Raw genomic sequence first — 13,479 nt, 5'->3', positions numbered from 1 at the left:
TGACGCTTTCACGCCAACCCTCACAATTATTCGCTTCTCGCTTCTCGCTTCTCGCTTCTCGCTTCTCGCTTCTCGCTTCTCGCTTCTCGCTTCTCGCTATTCGCGCTCGTGAATTGGTGCAAACTCGCGTTGTGTTTGACCAGTGTAAAGCTGACGAGGGCGACCGATGCGGTTAGCAGGATCACTGTGCATTTCATTCCAGTGTGCGATCCAACCGATGGTACGAGACATCGCGAAGATAACCGTAAACATAGAAACAGGAATACCAATCGCTTTAAGAATGATGCCTGAGTAGAAATCTACGTTCGGGTAAAGTTTCTTCGATACAAAGTATTCATCAGACAGTGCAATTCGCTCAAGCTCCATCGCAACATCGAGCAGTGGATCTTGGATGTTTAGCTCTGTCAGTACTTCATGACACGCTTCACGCATTACTGTTGCACGAGGATCGTAGTTCTTGTAAACACGGTGACCAAAGCCCATCAGACGGAATGGGTCATCTTTGTCTTTCGCGCGTTCCACAAACTCAGGAATGTTATCGACACTGCCGATCTCTTCCAACATCTTCAAGCAAGCTTCGTTTGCGCCACCGTGAGCAGGGCCCCAGAGTGATGCGATACCCGCGGCAATACATGCAAATGGGTTAGCACCAGAAGAACCCGCTAGACGAACAGTCGAGGTGGATGCGTTTTGCTCGTGGTCTGCGTGTAGGGTGAAAATTTTATCCATCGCACGTGCAACCACAGGGTTCACTTCGTACTCTTCACATGGGTTAGCAAACATCATGTGTAGGAAGTTTTCTGCGTAGTTAAGGTCATTACGCGGATAGATGAATGGCTGGCCGATTGAGTATTTGTAACACATCGCCGCCAATGTTGGCATTTTAGACAGTAGACGATATGCCGCAATTTCACGGTGAACGTCATTATTGATATCGAGTGAATCGTGGTAGAAGGCCGCAAGTGCACCAACCACACCACACATAACCGCCATTGGGTGTGCATCGCGTCGGAAACCATGGAAGAAGCTAGCGATCTGCTCATGTACCATAGTGTGACGAGTAACGGTTGTTTTGAATTGTTCGTATTGCTCACGAGTAGGGGCTTCACCGTAAAGAAGAATGTAACAAACTTCTAAGTAGTCAGCATTGTTTGCTAACTGATCGATAGGGAAACCGCGGTGCAGTAGGACACCCTTGCCGCCATCGATGTAGGTGATTTGGGATTCACAAGATGCAGTGGCAAGAAAACCTGGGTCAAAGGTAAAGTAGCCATTTGCTCCAAGTTTACGAACATCGATTACTTGAGGACCGATAGTCCCATCCATAATCGGCAGTTCGATTGGCGCAATGCCTTCGACATGAAGGGTCGCTTTCTTATCCGCCATAACAATCTCCTTTGTTTATTATTTAATCCATCCAGGATGTTTATGTGCCATTTTTGTACGTCTCTTCACGTACAAAGTCAATTTTTCTCCTCTGATGTGTGCACTTGTTATTATTTTTTACGCGCATTAAGTTAAAAATCTGGTCTGTGTAGCAAAAATTGTTACATCAATTGTATTAGAATGTTGCCAATCGTATAGTAACGATGTGAAATTTGAGAGAAACCTAATAAATTCAAGGTTCGAAAGTAATTATAGTTTGAAACTTGAGTGCTGTTGTTAACATTGTATTTACAATTAAAGGGTGCCATTTGGCGTTTGCTTGTTAATTTAATGTTAAGTTTTGTTCGGTTCAGCTCTTAATTTCTTTAATAACTATAAATGCTCTAGTGAGCTGAGTGAGCAAGCCCGTGAAAGAAAGAAAGTCAAGACCAGTAAACCTAGACTTGCAAACCATGCACTTTCCGATCACTGCTATCGCATCCATCGTCCATCGTGTGGCGGGTGTGATTACATTTGTAGCAGTCGGTATCCTGCTGTGGTTGCTGTCTCTATCTCTATCCTCTCCTGTAGGATTTATGCAAGCGGCTGACCTGATTGATGGTTGGTTCGTTACATTTATTCTGTGGGGAATCCTAACCGCTTTAGCTTACCACATCGTGGGTGGTGTTCGTCATTTACTGATGGACATGGGCTATTTTGAAGAACTCGACACTGGCGCGTTAAGCGCGAAAGTCTCTTTTGCTGTGACTGGTGTGTTGTCGTTACTTGCGGGGATTTTGGTATGGTAAAACACGTTTCATCCTTCGGTCGTAATGGTGTACACGATTTCCTATTGATTCGTGTGACGGCCATTCTTATGACCTTATACACGATCTATTTGGTGAGCTTTTGTGCGTTCACCGATATCTCTTACGTTTCTTGGACCCAGTTTTTCGCGGGAACCTTCACCAAAGCCTTTACCATGGTGACGCTTACTTGCGTATTAATCCATGCGTGGATAGGCCTCTGGCAAGTTCTGACTGACTATATCAAATGCACCAAATTGCGTGGTGGATTGCAAGTTGGTGTTGTTGCGTTGCTATTAGGTTACTTCTTCTCTGGTCTGTTTATTTTGTGGGGTGCGTAAGTGTCTATTCCAGTTCGTGAATTCGATGCCGTAGTAATCGGCGCAGGTGGTGCGGGCATGCGTGCTGCACTGCAAATCTCTGAGCAGGGCCTTTCATGTGCGCTGCTGTCTAAAGTTTTCCCAACCCGTTCTCATACGGTATCTGCCCAAGGTGGTATTACGGTTGCGTTAGGTAATGCGCACGAAGACCATTGGGAACAGCATATGTACGATACCGTCAAAGGTTCTGATTACATCGGTGACCAAGATGCGATCGAATACATGTGTAAAAACGGTCCTGAATCGGTGATTGAACTTGAGAAGATGGGCCTACCTTTTTCTCGTTTTGATAACGGTACAATCTATCAACGTCCGTTTGGTGGTCAGTCGAAGAACTTTGGTGGTGAACAAGCCGCTCGAACCGCTGCGGCGGCTGACCGTACAGGTCATGCGTTATTGCATACTTTGTACCAACAAAATATCAAACATAAAACGACCGTATTTTCAGAATGGTATGCGCTAGATTTAGTCAAAAATGAAGACGGCGCCATTCTCGGTTGTACAGCACTTTGCATGGAAACGGGTGAAGTGTGCTATTTCAAATCGAAAGCAACGATTCTGGCCACGGGTGGTGCTGGGCGTATTTACGCATCAACCACTAATGCGCACATCAACACTGGTGATGGTGTTGGTATGGCAATTCGTGCTGGCGTACCGATGCAAGATATTGAAATGTGGCAGTTCCACCCAACCGGTATCGCTGGCGCAGGTGTACTAGTAACGGAAGGTTGTCGTGGTGAAGGTGGTTACCTTCTTAATAAAGATGGCGAACGTTTCATGGAGCGTTATGCACCTAATGCGAAAGACTTAGCTGGTCGTGACGTGGTTGCTCGCTCAATGATGATTGAAATTCGTGAAGGTCGTGGTTGTGATGGCCCATGGGGTCCACACATTAAACTGAAGCTGGATCACTTGGGTAAAGAAACATTGGAATCGCGTCTGCCTGGCGTATGTGAGTTGTCACGTACCTTCGCCCACGTTGATCCGGTGAAAGAACCAATCCCTGTGATACCAACTTGTCACTACATGATGGGCGGCGTGCCAACACAGGTGTCTGGTCAAGCGATTAAGCAAGACGATGCCGGTAATGACGTTGAAATCCCAGGTCTATTTGCTTGTGGTGAAATTGCTTCTGTATCGGTACACGGCGCTAACCGTTTAGGCGGCAACTCATTGCTTGACCTTGTGGTATTTGGTCGCGCGACGGGTCTACACCTTGGTGAAGTGCTGGATAAGCAAGCTGAGGCGAAACCTGCAACGGATGCGGATATTGAGCGTTCACTTGAGCGTTACAATCGTTGGGAAAACAGTACCGACGGTGAAGACCCTGCTCAAATTCGTAAAGACCTACAGCAGTGCATGCAAAACAACTTCTCGGTATTCCGTGAAGGCGATGCAATGGCCAAAGGTCTTGAAGAGCTAAAAGTAATTCGTGAGCGTTTGAAAAATGCACACCTTGCCGATAAGTCGACAGAATTTAACACTCAACGTATCGAGTGCCTTGAGTTGGAAAACTTAATGGAAACGGCTTACGCGACTGCGGTGGCTGCAAATTTCCGTACGGAAAGTCGTGGCGCTCATGCTCGCTTTGATTTCCCTGATAGGGATGATGAGCAATGGCTATGTCATTCGATTTACAACCCTGAGACAGAAGCAATGTCGAAGCGTGGTGTGAATATGGAGCCTGTTCATCGTGAAGCTTTCCCGCCGAAAGCTCGTACATACTAAGGGAGGATAGATGATGAAAATGAACTTCTCTTTGTATCGTTACAATCCAGATGTTGACGATAAGCCGTACATGAAAGACTACATTCTTGAGGTAGAAGAAGGCTCAGACATGATGCTTTTGGATGCGCTGATTCTACTCAAAGAACAAGATCCAACCATTTCGTTCCGTCGCTCATGTCGTGAAGGTGTGTGTGGTTCCGATGGTTTGAATATGAACGGAAAAAATGGTCTTGCTTGTATTACGCCATTATCTGCGCTTGCCGGAGATAAGATAGTGATTCGTCCGCTGCCTGGCCTACCTGTGGTTCGTGACCTGATTGTTGATATGACTCAGTTCTACGATAACTACGCGAAAGTTAAGCCATTCTTGCAGACGGAAGGGGCCCTACCACCATCGCGTGAGAATTTACAAACACCCGATGAGCGTGCCCATCTTGATGGTTTATATGAGTGCATCATGTGTGCATGTTGTACCACTTCGTGCCCATCTTTCTGGTGGAATCCGGATAAATTTATTGGCCCAGCTGGCTTATTAGCGGCGTACCGTTGGCTAATTGATAGTCGTGATACTGCAACAGATGAGAGATTGTCCGATCTCGACGACGCTTTTAGTGTTTTTCGTTGCCATGGCATAATGAATTGTGTAAGTGTTTGTCCTAAGGGATTAAATCCGACCAAAGCAATTGGCCATATCAAGACGATGCTGGTCAATCGCTCAGTGTAAATAGAGATAAGATTGCCGCTGTTCATTGTTGAACAGCGGCTTATTACAAGCTCGGGATAGACCGCAGCAAACGTGAAAACTACTGGTTAAGGGAAAATATGCACAACGGCGTGATGAAGGCATGGCTCGAGTCTTCACACTTGGCTGGCGCCAATGCAACGTATGTAGAGGATCTCTACGAACTGTATCTAAGTGATCCCGATCTGGTAAGTGAGGAGTGGATTCGTGTATTTGATGGGCTGCCTAAGCCTGATCAGGATGTAGTTGAACAACCGCATTCACGTGTCCGTGATTACTTCCGTCGACTCGCTCAAGAAACAAAGCATTACAATGTCCAAGTTAGTGACCCCGATGTCGATGCTAAACAAGTTAAAGTACTCCAGCTGATCAATGCGTACCGTTTCCGCGGCCATGAAGCAGCTGAACTCGATCCCCTCGGTCTATGGAACCGCCCTCCGGTGGTTGAACTAGATCCTTCGTTCCACAATCTCACCGAAGACGACTTAGAAGAAAGTTTCAACGTAGGTTCGTTCGCCATTGGTCAAGAGACCATGCGATTGAAAGATATTCTTGCTGCGTTGAAAAAAATCTACTGTGGTTCTATCGGTGCAGAATACATGCACATCATCGACACCGAACAGAAACGTTGGATCCAACAACGTCTTGAGCCGGTGGTTGGTGAGCCTCAATTTACTTCTGAGGAAATGCGAGACTTCTTGGACGAGCTAACTGCTGCTGAAGGTCTTGAGCGTTACTTAGGTGCCAAATTCCCAGGCGCGAAGCGTTTCTCATTGGAAGGTGGCGATGCCATGATCCCAATGATGAAAGAGCTGATCCGTCATGCGGGTAAAAGTGGCATGCGTGAGGTTGTGATTGGCATGGCTCACCGTGGTCGCCTTAATATGCTGGTCAACGTTTTGGGTAAAAAGCCTCAAGATTTGTTTGATGAGTTCGCGGGCAAGCATGGTGAATCGTGGGGTACTGGTGATGTGAAATATCACCAAGGTTTCTCGGCAGATTTTGCTACGCCGGGCGGCGATGTCCACTTAGCACTGGCATTTAACCCTTCTCACCTTGAGATCGTGAACCCAGTTGTTATGGGCTCGGTGCGCGCGCGTCAAGATCGTCTTGGTGATAAAGATGGCAGCACAGTATTACCGATTACCATTCACGGTGACTCAGCGATTGCGGGCCAAGGTGTTGTAGCAGAAACCTTCAATATGTCGCAAGCGCGCGGCTATCGAGTTGGTGGCACGGTACGAGTCGTGGTCAACAACCAAGTTGGTTTTACCACCTCTAACCCACGCGATATGCGTTCAACCATGTACTGTACTGACATTGCGAAAATGGTACAGGCACCGATCTTCCACGTTAATGCTGATGATCCTGAAGCGGTGGCGTTCGTGACTCGAATTGCGCTTGATTACCGTAATGAGTTTAAGCGTGACGTAGTGATTGATTTGGTTTGTTACCGTCGCCATGGTCACAACGAAGCGGATGAGCCAAATGCGACTCAGCCGTTGATGTACCAAAAAATTAAGAAGCACCCAACCCCACGTAAACTATACGCTGACGTGTTGATCGAACGCGGTGATTATGACATTGAAACGGCAACGCAAATGGTCAACGAGTACCGTGATGCGCTAGACCGCGGTGAAGTTGTAGTTAAAGAGTGGCGTCCGATGGCGTTGCACTCTGTCGATTGGTCACCGTACCTTGGTCATGAGTGGGATACGCAGTGGGATAGTCAATATGGCAGAGAGCGTCTAGTTGAGCTTGGCCATCGCCTATGTCAGGTTCCAGAAAGTCACAAGTTACAGAGCCGCGTAAATAAGCTTTACAACGATCGTATTGCCATGATGAGTGGTGAGAAAGCGGTTGACTGGGGCATGGCTGAAACATTGGCTTACGCAACCCTTGTTGATGATGGCAAGCGTATCCGAATTTCGGGGCAAGATGCCGGCCGTGGCACCTTCTTCCACCGTCACTCGGTACTGCATAATCAAACCGATGCAAGCACCTATATCCCATTGGCTAACGTGCATGATAAACAAGGTCCATTCCAAGTAATCGACTCGGTGTTGTCAGAAGAAGCGGTATTGGCTTTTGAATATGGCTATGCGACAGCCGAACCAGGTGGTTTAACCATTTGGGAAGCGCAGTTTGGTGATTTCGCCAATGGTGCTCAGGTGGTGATTGACCAGTTTATCTCATCAGGTGAACAGAAATGGGCACGTTTATGCGGCCTTACTATGTTGTTACCACACGGCTATGAAGGTCAAGGTCCTGAACACTCATCGGCACGTTTAGAGCGCTATCTACAACTGTGTGCTGAACAAAATATGCAGGTGGTCGTTCCTTCGACTCCAGCTCAAGTTTATCACATGATTCGTCGTCAGGTTGTACGCCCAATGCGTCGTCCTCTGATTGTGATGTCGCCTAAGTCCTTGTTGCGTCACCCATTGTGTACCTCAAGCTTAGATGATTTATCGGAAGGCACCTTCTTGCCAGCCATCCCTGAAATTGATCAGATGGATGCGAGCAAAGTAAAACGCGTGGTGTTCTGTTCTGGTAAGGTTTATTTCGATCTACTTGAACAGCGTCGTAAGGATGAACAGCAAGATGTTGCGATTGTCCGTATTGAGCAGCTTTATCCATTCCCACTGGAAGAAGTGAAAGCGGCGATAGAAGCGTATACCAACGTAGAAGATTTTGTTTGGTGTCAGGAAGAGCCACAAAACCAAGGTGCTTGGTATTGTAGCCAACATAACTTCCGTGCGGCGATCCCGGCAGGAACTGACCTAAAATACGCAGGTCGTCCGGCTTCAGCATCACCAGCGGTCGGCTATATGTCGGTTCACTTGAAACAACAAAAAGCGTTGGTTGAAGATGCTCTGACTATTGGTGCAAACACCTCAGATTCTAAAACCTCGAATAAAGAACTAGAAGTATAAGGAAGATAGAAATGACAATTGAAATTCTGGTTCCAGATTTACCTGAATCAGTCGCTGACGCAACCGTTGCTACTTGGCACAAACAACCGGGCGATATCATTGCTCGTGATGACGTCTTAGTTGATATCGAAACGGATAAGGTTGTGCTTGAAGTCCCTGCACCAGAAGCGGGCATACTTGAAGCCATTATTGAAGTTGAAGGTGCAACGGTGCTGTCGAAGCAGTTAATTGCCAAGATCAAACCGGGTGCGGTAGCGGGTGAGCCAACAACCGATACCACTGAAGAATCGCAAGCGTCACCAGATAAGCGCCACAAAGCCTCTCTAACTGAAGAGAACAATGACGCACTAAGCCCTGCAGTTCGTCGCTTGTTAGCAGAACATGGTCTTGAAGCGAGCCAAGTAAAAGGCACGGGTGTGGGTGGTCGTATCACTCGTGAAGATGTTGATGCTCACCTTGCTAATGCAAAAGCGGCGCCTGCAACTCAAGCCGAGATTGCACCCGCTCCAGCGACGGCGCGTAGTCAAAAACGAGTGCCAATGACTCGTCTACGTAAGACGGTTGCAAACCGTCTGCTTGAAGCGAAAAACAGCACGGCAATGCTTACGACGTTTAACGAAGTGAACATGAAACCAATCATGGACTTGCGTGCACAATATAAAGATCAGTTCGAAAAACGTCATGGTATTCGATTGGGCTTTATGTCGTTCTATGTAAAAGCGGTAACGGAAGCGCTAAAACGCTACCCAGAAGTGAATGCATCGATCGATGGTGAAGATATCGTTTACCACAACTACTTCGATATCAGCATGGCAGTATCTACACCACGCGGCCTAGTGACACCAGTCCTTAAAGACTGTGACACATTAGGCTTTGCTGATGTTGAAAAAGGCATTAAAGAGCTCGCAATCAAAGGCCGTGACGGTAAGTTAACGGTTGATGAATTGATGGGTGGTAACTTCACCATCACCAATGGTGGTGTGTTTGGTTCACTGATGTCGACGCCAATCATCAACCCGCCACAATCGGCTATTTTGGGTATGCATAAGATCCAAGATCGTCCAATGGCCGTGGATGGTAAAGTTGAAATCTTGCCAATGATGTATTTGGCATTGTCTTATGACCACCGTTTAATCGATGGCCGTGAGTCAGTGGGTTTCCTTGTGACAATAAAAGAGTTACTTGAAGATCCAGCACGTCTCTTATTAGACGTTTAATATCGCTGAAACGTCGAGTTATCGCCGATAGCTCGACGCATAAAGTGGCAGAGGCTAGACTCGCTCAACGGTCCGGCCTTCATTTGAATCGTATTGCGATTGATTTGAGAAGACCCTACAGACGTAAAAGCAGTGCTCAAACTGTGACGTTATGGAAATTATAAATCCCTTAAGGGAATAATAAACGGAATATCAAAATGAATTTGCATGAATACCAAGCCAAACAGCTGTTTGCAGAATTCGGTTTGCCTGTGCCAGAAGGCTATGCTTGTGATACCCCGCAAGAAGCGTTCGAAGCGGCAGGCCGTATTAGTACTGAGAAGAAAGTCGTTAAATGTCAGGTTCACGCTGGTGGCCGCGGTAAAGCGGGTGGTGTTGAATTACATGATACGAAAGATGGCGTAAAAGAATTTGCGCAAAAGTGGCTAGGCAAAAACCTAGTAACTTACCAGACTGACGCCAATGGTCAGCCGGTATCGAAAATCCTAGTAGAAGAAGCCTCAAGCATTGCTAATGAGCTTTATCTAGGCGCGGTTGTTGACCGTTCGACTCAACGTATTGTATTCATGGCTTCAACTGAAGGTGGCGTGGAAATTGAAAAAGTAGCGGAAGAAACGCCGGAACTGATTCACAAAGCGGCTATCGATCCACTGGTTGGTCCTCAGGCATATCAAGGCCGTGAGCTGGCATTTAAACTGGGCCTTAAAGGCGACCAAATTAAGCAATTCGTGAAGATTTTCATTGGTCTTGGCGAGATGTTCGCGCAATACGATCTTGCGTTACTTGAGATTAACCCTCTGGTGATTACTGGCGACGACAACTTGTTGTGTCTCGATGGTAAAATCAATATTGATTCAAATGCACTCTACCGTCAGCCAAAACTGCGTGAAATGCACGATCCTTCGCAAGAAGATGAGCGTGAAGCACATGCGGCTCAGTGGGAGCTAAACTACGTCGCACTTGATGGCAATATCGGCTGTATGGTGAATGGTGCGGGTCTTGCGATGGGAACGATGGACATCGTTAACTTGCACGGTGGTCAGCCAGCGAACTTCCTTGATGTTGGTGGCGGCGCAACAAAAGAGCGCGTAACAGAAGCCTTTAAGATCATCCTTTCTGACAGCAATGTGAAAGCGGTGTTCGTTAATATCTTTGGCGGTATTGTTCGTTGTGACCTAATTGCCGAAGGCATTATTGGCGCAGTTGAAGAAGTTGGTGTTGAAGTGCCAGTGGTTGTGCGCCTAGAAGGTAACAATGCACCACTTGGTTCACAAAAATTGGCTGAAAGTGGCCTAAACATCATCGCTGCAAATTCTCTATCAGAAGCTGCAGAAAAAGTCGTAGCGGCAGCGGAGGGCAAATAATGTCAGTACTAATTAACAAAGATACCAAGGTTATTTGTCAAGGTTTCACGGGTGGTCAGGGGACTTTCCACTCTGAGCAAGCAATTGCTTACGGCACAAAAATGGTTGGCGGTGTGTCACCAGGTAAAGGTGGTCAAATGCACCTTGGCCTACCGGTATTCAATACTGTGCGTGATGCGGTTGAAGTAACGGGTGCTACCGCATCGGTTATCTATGTGCCTGCGCCATTTTGTAAAGATGCTATTCTTGAAGCTATCGATGCTGGTATTAAGCTGATTGTCACTATCACAGAAGGTATTCCAACGCTTGATCTGCTGGATGTAAAAGTACGTCTTGATGAAGCAGGTGTAGTGATGATCGGTCCAAACTGTCCGGGTGTGATCACGCCAGACGAATGTAAGATCGGCATTATGCCAGGTCACATTCATAAGAAAGGTAAAGTCGGTATCGTATCTCGTTCGGGTACCTTGACTTACGAAGCGGTTAAGCAAACCACAGACGAAGGCTTTGGCCAATCGACGTGTGTGGGGATTGGTGGTGACCCAATTCCAGGTTCAAACTTTATCGATATCTTGAAACTGTTCCAAGCAGACCCTGAAACTGAAGCGATCGTGATGATCGGTGAAATCGGTGGTACAGCGGAAGAAGAAGCGGCGGCATTTATCAAAGATAACGTCACTAAACCCGTTGTGTCATACATCGCAGGCGTGACAGCGCCTCCGGGTAAACGTATGGGCCATGCTGGTGCCATCATCTCTGGTGGTAAAGGTACGGCAGAAGATAAGTTTGCTGCGCTTGAAGAAGCGGGTGTTAAAACGGTGAAGTCGTTGGCTGATATCGGCAAAGCACTACGCGAGATTACCGGTTGGTAATAGGTAACGGTTAACCAAACGACAAAGGCTCAGCATTGCTGAGCCTTTCTTTTTTAAGACGGTTGAGAATTGAGAATTGAGAATTGAGAATTGAGAATTGAGAATTGAGAATTGAGAGGGAGGCCTTTCTTAACCTAACTTCGCTTCTAATGCAGCAAGTCGTTGTTGCAATTCGAGTACTTGTGCTTCTAATTGAGTGATGCGGTCCGATTCTGGTTTTTTCTCTGCGGCAACCTCAATTTTTGGCACGCGATTGCTGCTCTTCCAACTTTTTATTGTGCTGATGAGTGCAGGCATCGGCACTGATGTTTTAAGGCGTGCTTTAACCAATGCGACGGTCGGCTCTTTGCCTTCCGCAATTAAGGTCGTAATAATTTGCTCAAGTTCTAAGCTGACATCTTTGGTAAGCATGGCGTTTCCTTTTTAGCGCTCTAACATCATTGTTGAATTTATTGGCATCATACTAACTTGCGTTGAAATTGGCGAATGGAAAAATAGGAAATCGCCTGTGCGAGATCTCTCACAAGCATTGTAGGAAAAAGAACTGACTGCATGAAGATGTTAGGATATTAAAATAGTTAACCCTATGACTTATAAGGCTTTGCGTGTTTGTTGTTCAGTGTCGAATTCTGTAAGTGTGATTGGGTGCAATTGTTTCTGCTTAGGATTCGCGTAAATTAACCCTTGTCGAATGGAGTTTGGCAAGAAATAGAACCACTAAGGATGTGGTGATCTTCAGGATGAAGGTTTTAAGTTCGCACGGAGTGATGAACTTAGCATGGAGCAAGGACTGTAGAAGGATCTCACTGCGCTAAAGGTATAGCGTAGGCACGGAATGCATAGGACATCTCTAGGATAGAGAAAGGACAGCATTAGGATGATGCAAGGGACACCGCTCAGGGATCAAGTGAAGTGCGCTAACGGGGATTGGTTAGCTAATAGGAATTAAAGGACACCGCTAGGACAGCGATGAACGGATATTACTGAAGGATTCAGTAGCTATTAAGGATGATGCATGGAGCATCTATAGTGGCTGGATTGCTGCGAGTGAGACTATAGCCCCGATACTCACGTGTCGGGGCTTTTCTTATTACCAAAAATAAATCTAACAACGTCAATTCTAATCATAATAAGAACCCAACCTAGCTTCATGAAAGTGTACGGTATAGAGGTTCGGCTAAATAAATTCGGCTTAGGCTCTTTCTTTACGGATAGGGTATTTATTACAAAGATTGTTTATTAAGCAAGGAAGTGTTGTGACTATAGTAACTCGCCGAGTGTTATTAGTGCCTTATAACGAGTCGTTACAGTCGGATTTTCTGGTCCTAAATTGTTGTGCAAAAAATCGTGCACAAATGAATGGGCCACATACCGTTGCTACCGCTAAACTGCTATTCCAAAATATCCTCAATGATGAAACCTTATATGCCCGAGCGGTACTTGATGGTCGTACACGTGATTACGTGGGGCATATTTTTATCAGCCATCTCGATAGTAAGCCAGAGCTTGGGTATATTTTCGATAAAGCGTATTGGGGGCAAGGTATTGCCTATGAAGCGCTTAGAGCATTTTTTACCAAAGCGGTAAGAGATTTACGCTTACCGCAAATTAACGCTACCTCAAAGGTTGGTCACGTAGCCTCAATTCGCTTATTAGAAAAGTTAGGTTTTGAATTAATAGGCCAAAAATGCGATGACTTTGGCCCGTATAATCAGTACCGATTTATCTCGGATGACTTTCGTTCTGATGATTATCTAGCTGATGACGCTACATTCGGTGAGGGGGAAGATAAAATTTTGCGACCCGAAACCCTTGCATAATGAGTTCGCCTTGGTAGCAGTCATCACCCAGTGCTGAAAACTCAAATTGATAGATACTATGCCAACGCCAGACTCCGTCTGGCGTTTTGACTTTATGCGTTTTTAATGCAGTGCTGATTAGCTGTAGTTCTAGCTGTTCACATTTACGTTGAATCGCGATTTTGGCTAATTCAGATTGGCGACGTTGCTGCCAGAAAAGCATACAGAGGAAGCATAACGCTAAAATGGCCAATAGATCAGAAATCATAG

General features: G+C 46.2%; 12 protein-coding genes. 9 read left to right on the top strand and 3 right to left on the bottom strand.

Annotated elements, in window-relative coordinates; genetic code table 11:
* Nucleotides 1-96: 96 nt before the first annotated feature.
* Nucleotides 97-1,386, bottom strand: coding sequence for a citrate synthase (locus RJD38_RS02555; RefSeq protein ID WP_005599020.1), 1,290 nt, complete (start codon nucleotides 1,384-1,386; stop codon nucleotides 97-99).
* Nucleotides 1,387-1,781: 395 nt separating this feature from the next.
* On the opposite strand from RJD38_RS02555, the gene sdhC reads away from it, so the two are divergent.
* From sdhC to sucD, 8 genes are all read left to right on the top strand, one after another.
* A complete protein-coding gene (gene sdhC / locus RJD38_RS02550; RefSeq protein ID WP_005599018.1) occupies nucleotides 1,782-2,174 on the top strand; it encodes a succinate dehydrogenase cytochrome b556 subunit in 393 nt (130 codons plus the stop codon).
* Nucleotides 2,168-2,512: a succinate dehydrogenase, hydrophobic membrane anchor protein gene (sdhD, locus tag RJD38_RS02545; RefSeq protein ID WP_009384561.1), complete on the top strand. Its 345-nt coding sequence runs from the start codon at nucleotides 2,168-2,170 to the stop codon at nucleotides 2,510-2,512. The genes sdhC and sdhD overlap by 7 nt, the downstream gene beginning before the upstream one ends.
* Nucleotides 2,513-4,279, top strand: a complete 1,767-nt coding sequence (gene sdhA, locus RJD38_RS02540) for a succinate dehydrogenase flavoprotein subunit (protein WP_005599014.1) — start codon at nucleotides 2,513-2,515, stop codon at nucleotides 4,277-4,279.
* A gap of 13 nt (nucleotides 4,280-4,292) precedes the next feature.
* Nucleotides 4,293-5,003, top strand: a complete 711-nt coding sequence (locus RJD38_RS02535; protein ID WP_005599012.1) for a succinate dehydrogenase iron-sulfur subunit — start codon at nucleotides 4,293-4,295, stop codon at nucleotides 5,001-5,003.
* A 98-nt stretch (nucleotides 5,004-5,101) separates the two neighbouring features.
* Nucleotides 5,102-7,957, top strand: a complete 2,856-nt coding sequence (gene sucA / locus RJD38_RS02530; RefSeq protein ID WP_005599010.1) for a 2-oxoglutarate dehydrogenase E1 component — start codon at nucleotides 5,102-5,104, stop codon at nucleotides 7,955-7,957.
* 11 nt (nucleotides 7,958-7,968) lie between these two features.
* Nucleotides 7,969-9,174: a 2-oxoglutarate dehydrogenase complex dihydrolipoyllysine-residue succinyltransferase gene (odhB, locus tag RJD38_RS02525; RefSeq protein WP_005599009.1), complete on the top strand. Its 1,206-nt coding sequence runs from the start codon at nucleotides 7,969-7,971 to the stop codon at nucleotides 9,172-9,174.
* 197 nt (nucleotides 9,175-9,371) lie between these two features.
* Entirely contained in the window at nucleotides 9,372-10,538 is a 1,167-nt protein-coding gene (gene sucC, locus RJD38_RS02520; RefSeq protein ID WP_005599007.1) for an ADP-forming succinate--CoA ligase subunit beta, read from the top strand.
* The gene (gene sucD, locus RJD38_RS02515; RefSeq protein ID WP_005599004.1) at nucleotides 10,538-11,410 is read left to right on the top strand and encodes a succinate--CoA ligase subunit alpha; all 873 of its coding nucleotides are present in this window, start codon (nucleotides 10,538-10,540) and stop codon (nucleotides 11,408-11,410) included. The genes sucC and sucD overlap by 1 nt, the downstream gene beginning before the upstream one ends.
* A 129-nt stretch (nucleotides 11,411-11,539) precedes the next feature.
* Here the strand turns inward: sucD and RJD38_RS02510 are convergent, their stop codons facing one another.
* Nucleotides 11,540-11,821, bottom strand: a complete 282-nt coding sequence (locus tag RJD38_RS02510; protein WP_065430755.1) for a hypothetical protein — start codon at nucleotides 11,819-11,821, stop codon at nucleotides 11,540-11,542.
* An 845-nt stretch (nucleotides 11,822-12,666) separates the two neighbouring features.
* Between RJD38_RS02510 and RJD38_RS02505 the strand changes: the two genes are divergently transcribed.
* Nucleotides 12,667-13,230, top strand: coding sequence for a GNAT family N-acetyltransferase (locus tag RJD38_RS02505; protein ID WP_065430754.1), 564 nt, complete (start codon nucleotides 12,667-12,669; stop codon nucleotides 13,228-13,230).
* On the opposite strand, the gene RJD38_RS02500 is transcribed toward RJD38_RS02505, so the two are convergent.
* A complete protein-coding gene (locus RJD38_RS02500; protein ID WP_005599000.1) occupies nucleotides 13,178-13,477 on the bottom strand; it encodes a DUF3301 domain-containing protein in 300 nt (99 codons plus the stop codon). The genes RJD38_RS02505 and RJD38_RS02500 overlap by 53 nt on opposite strands.
* Between the last annotated feature and the right edge of the window lie 2 nt (nucleotides 13,478-13,479).

It is taken from the genome of Vibrio scophthalmi (genome assembly GCF_040869025.1).
Classification (GTDB): Bacteria; Pseudomonadota; Gammaproteobacteria; order Enterobacterales; family Vibrionaceae; genus Vibrio; species Vibrio scophthalmi.
The sequence above is the reverse complement of the archived record's forward strand: the minus strand, read 5'-3'. Positions and strand labels throughout refer to the sequence as shown.

What these genes read in the sequence shown, in the direction of transcription:
- RJD38_RS02535 (WP_005599012.1), top strand. Translation starts at nt 4,293, where the DNA reads ATGAAAATGAACTTCTCTTTGTATCGTTACAATCCAGATGTTGACGAT.
- sdhD (WP_009384561.1), top strand. Translation starts at nt 2,168, where the DNA reads ATGGTAAAACACGTTTCATCCTTCGGTCGTAATGGTGTACACGATTTC.
- RJD38_RS02500 (WP_005599000.1), bottom strand. Translation starts at nt 13,477, where the DNA reads ATGATTTCTGATCTATTGGCCATTTTAGCGTTATGCTTCCTCTGTATG.
- RJD38_RS02555 (WP_005599020.1), bottom strand. Translation starts at nt 1,386, where the DNA reads ATGGCGGATAAGAAAGCGACCCTTCATGTCGAAGGCATTGCGCCAATC.
- sucA (WP_005599010.1), top strand. Translation starts at nt 5,102, where the DNA reads ATGCACAACGGCGTGATGAAGGCATGGCTCGAGTCTTCACACTTGGCT.
- RJD38_RS02510 (WP_065430755.1), bottom strand. Translation starts at nt 11,821, where the DNA reads ATGCTTACCAAAGATGTCAGCTTAGAACTTGAGCAAATTATTACGACC.
- odhB (WP_005599009.1), top strand. Translation starts at nt 7,969, where the DNA reads ATGACAATTGAAATTCTGGTTCCAGATTTACCTGAATCAGTCGCTGAC.
- sucC (WP_005599007.1), top strand. Translation starts at nt 9,372, where the DNA reads ATGAATTTGCATGAATACCAAGCCAAACAGCTGTTTGCAGAATTCGGT.
- sucD (WP_005599004.1), top strand. Translation starts at nt 10,538, where the DNA reads ATGTCAGTACTAATTAACAAAGATACCAAGGTTATTTGTCAAGGTTTC.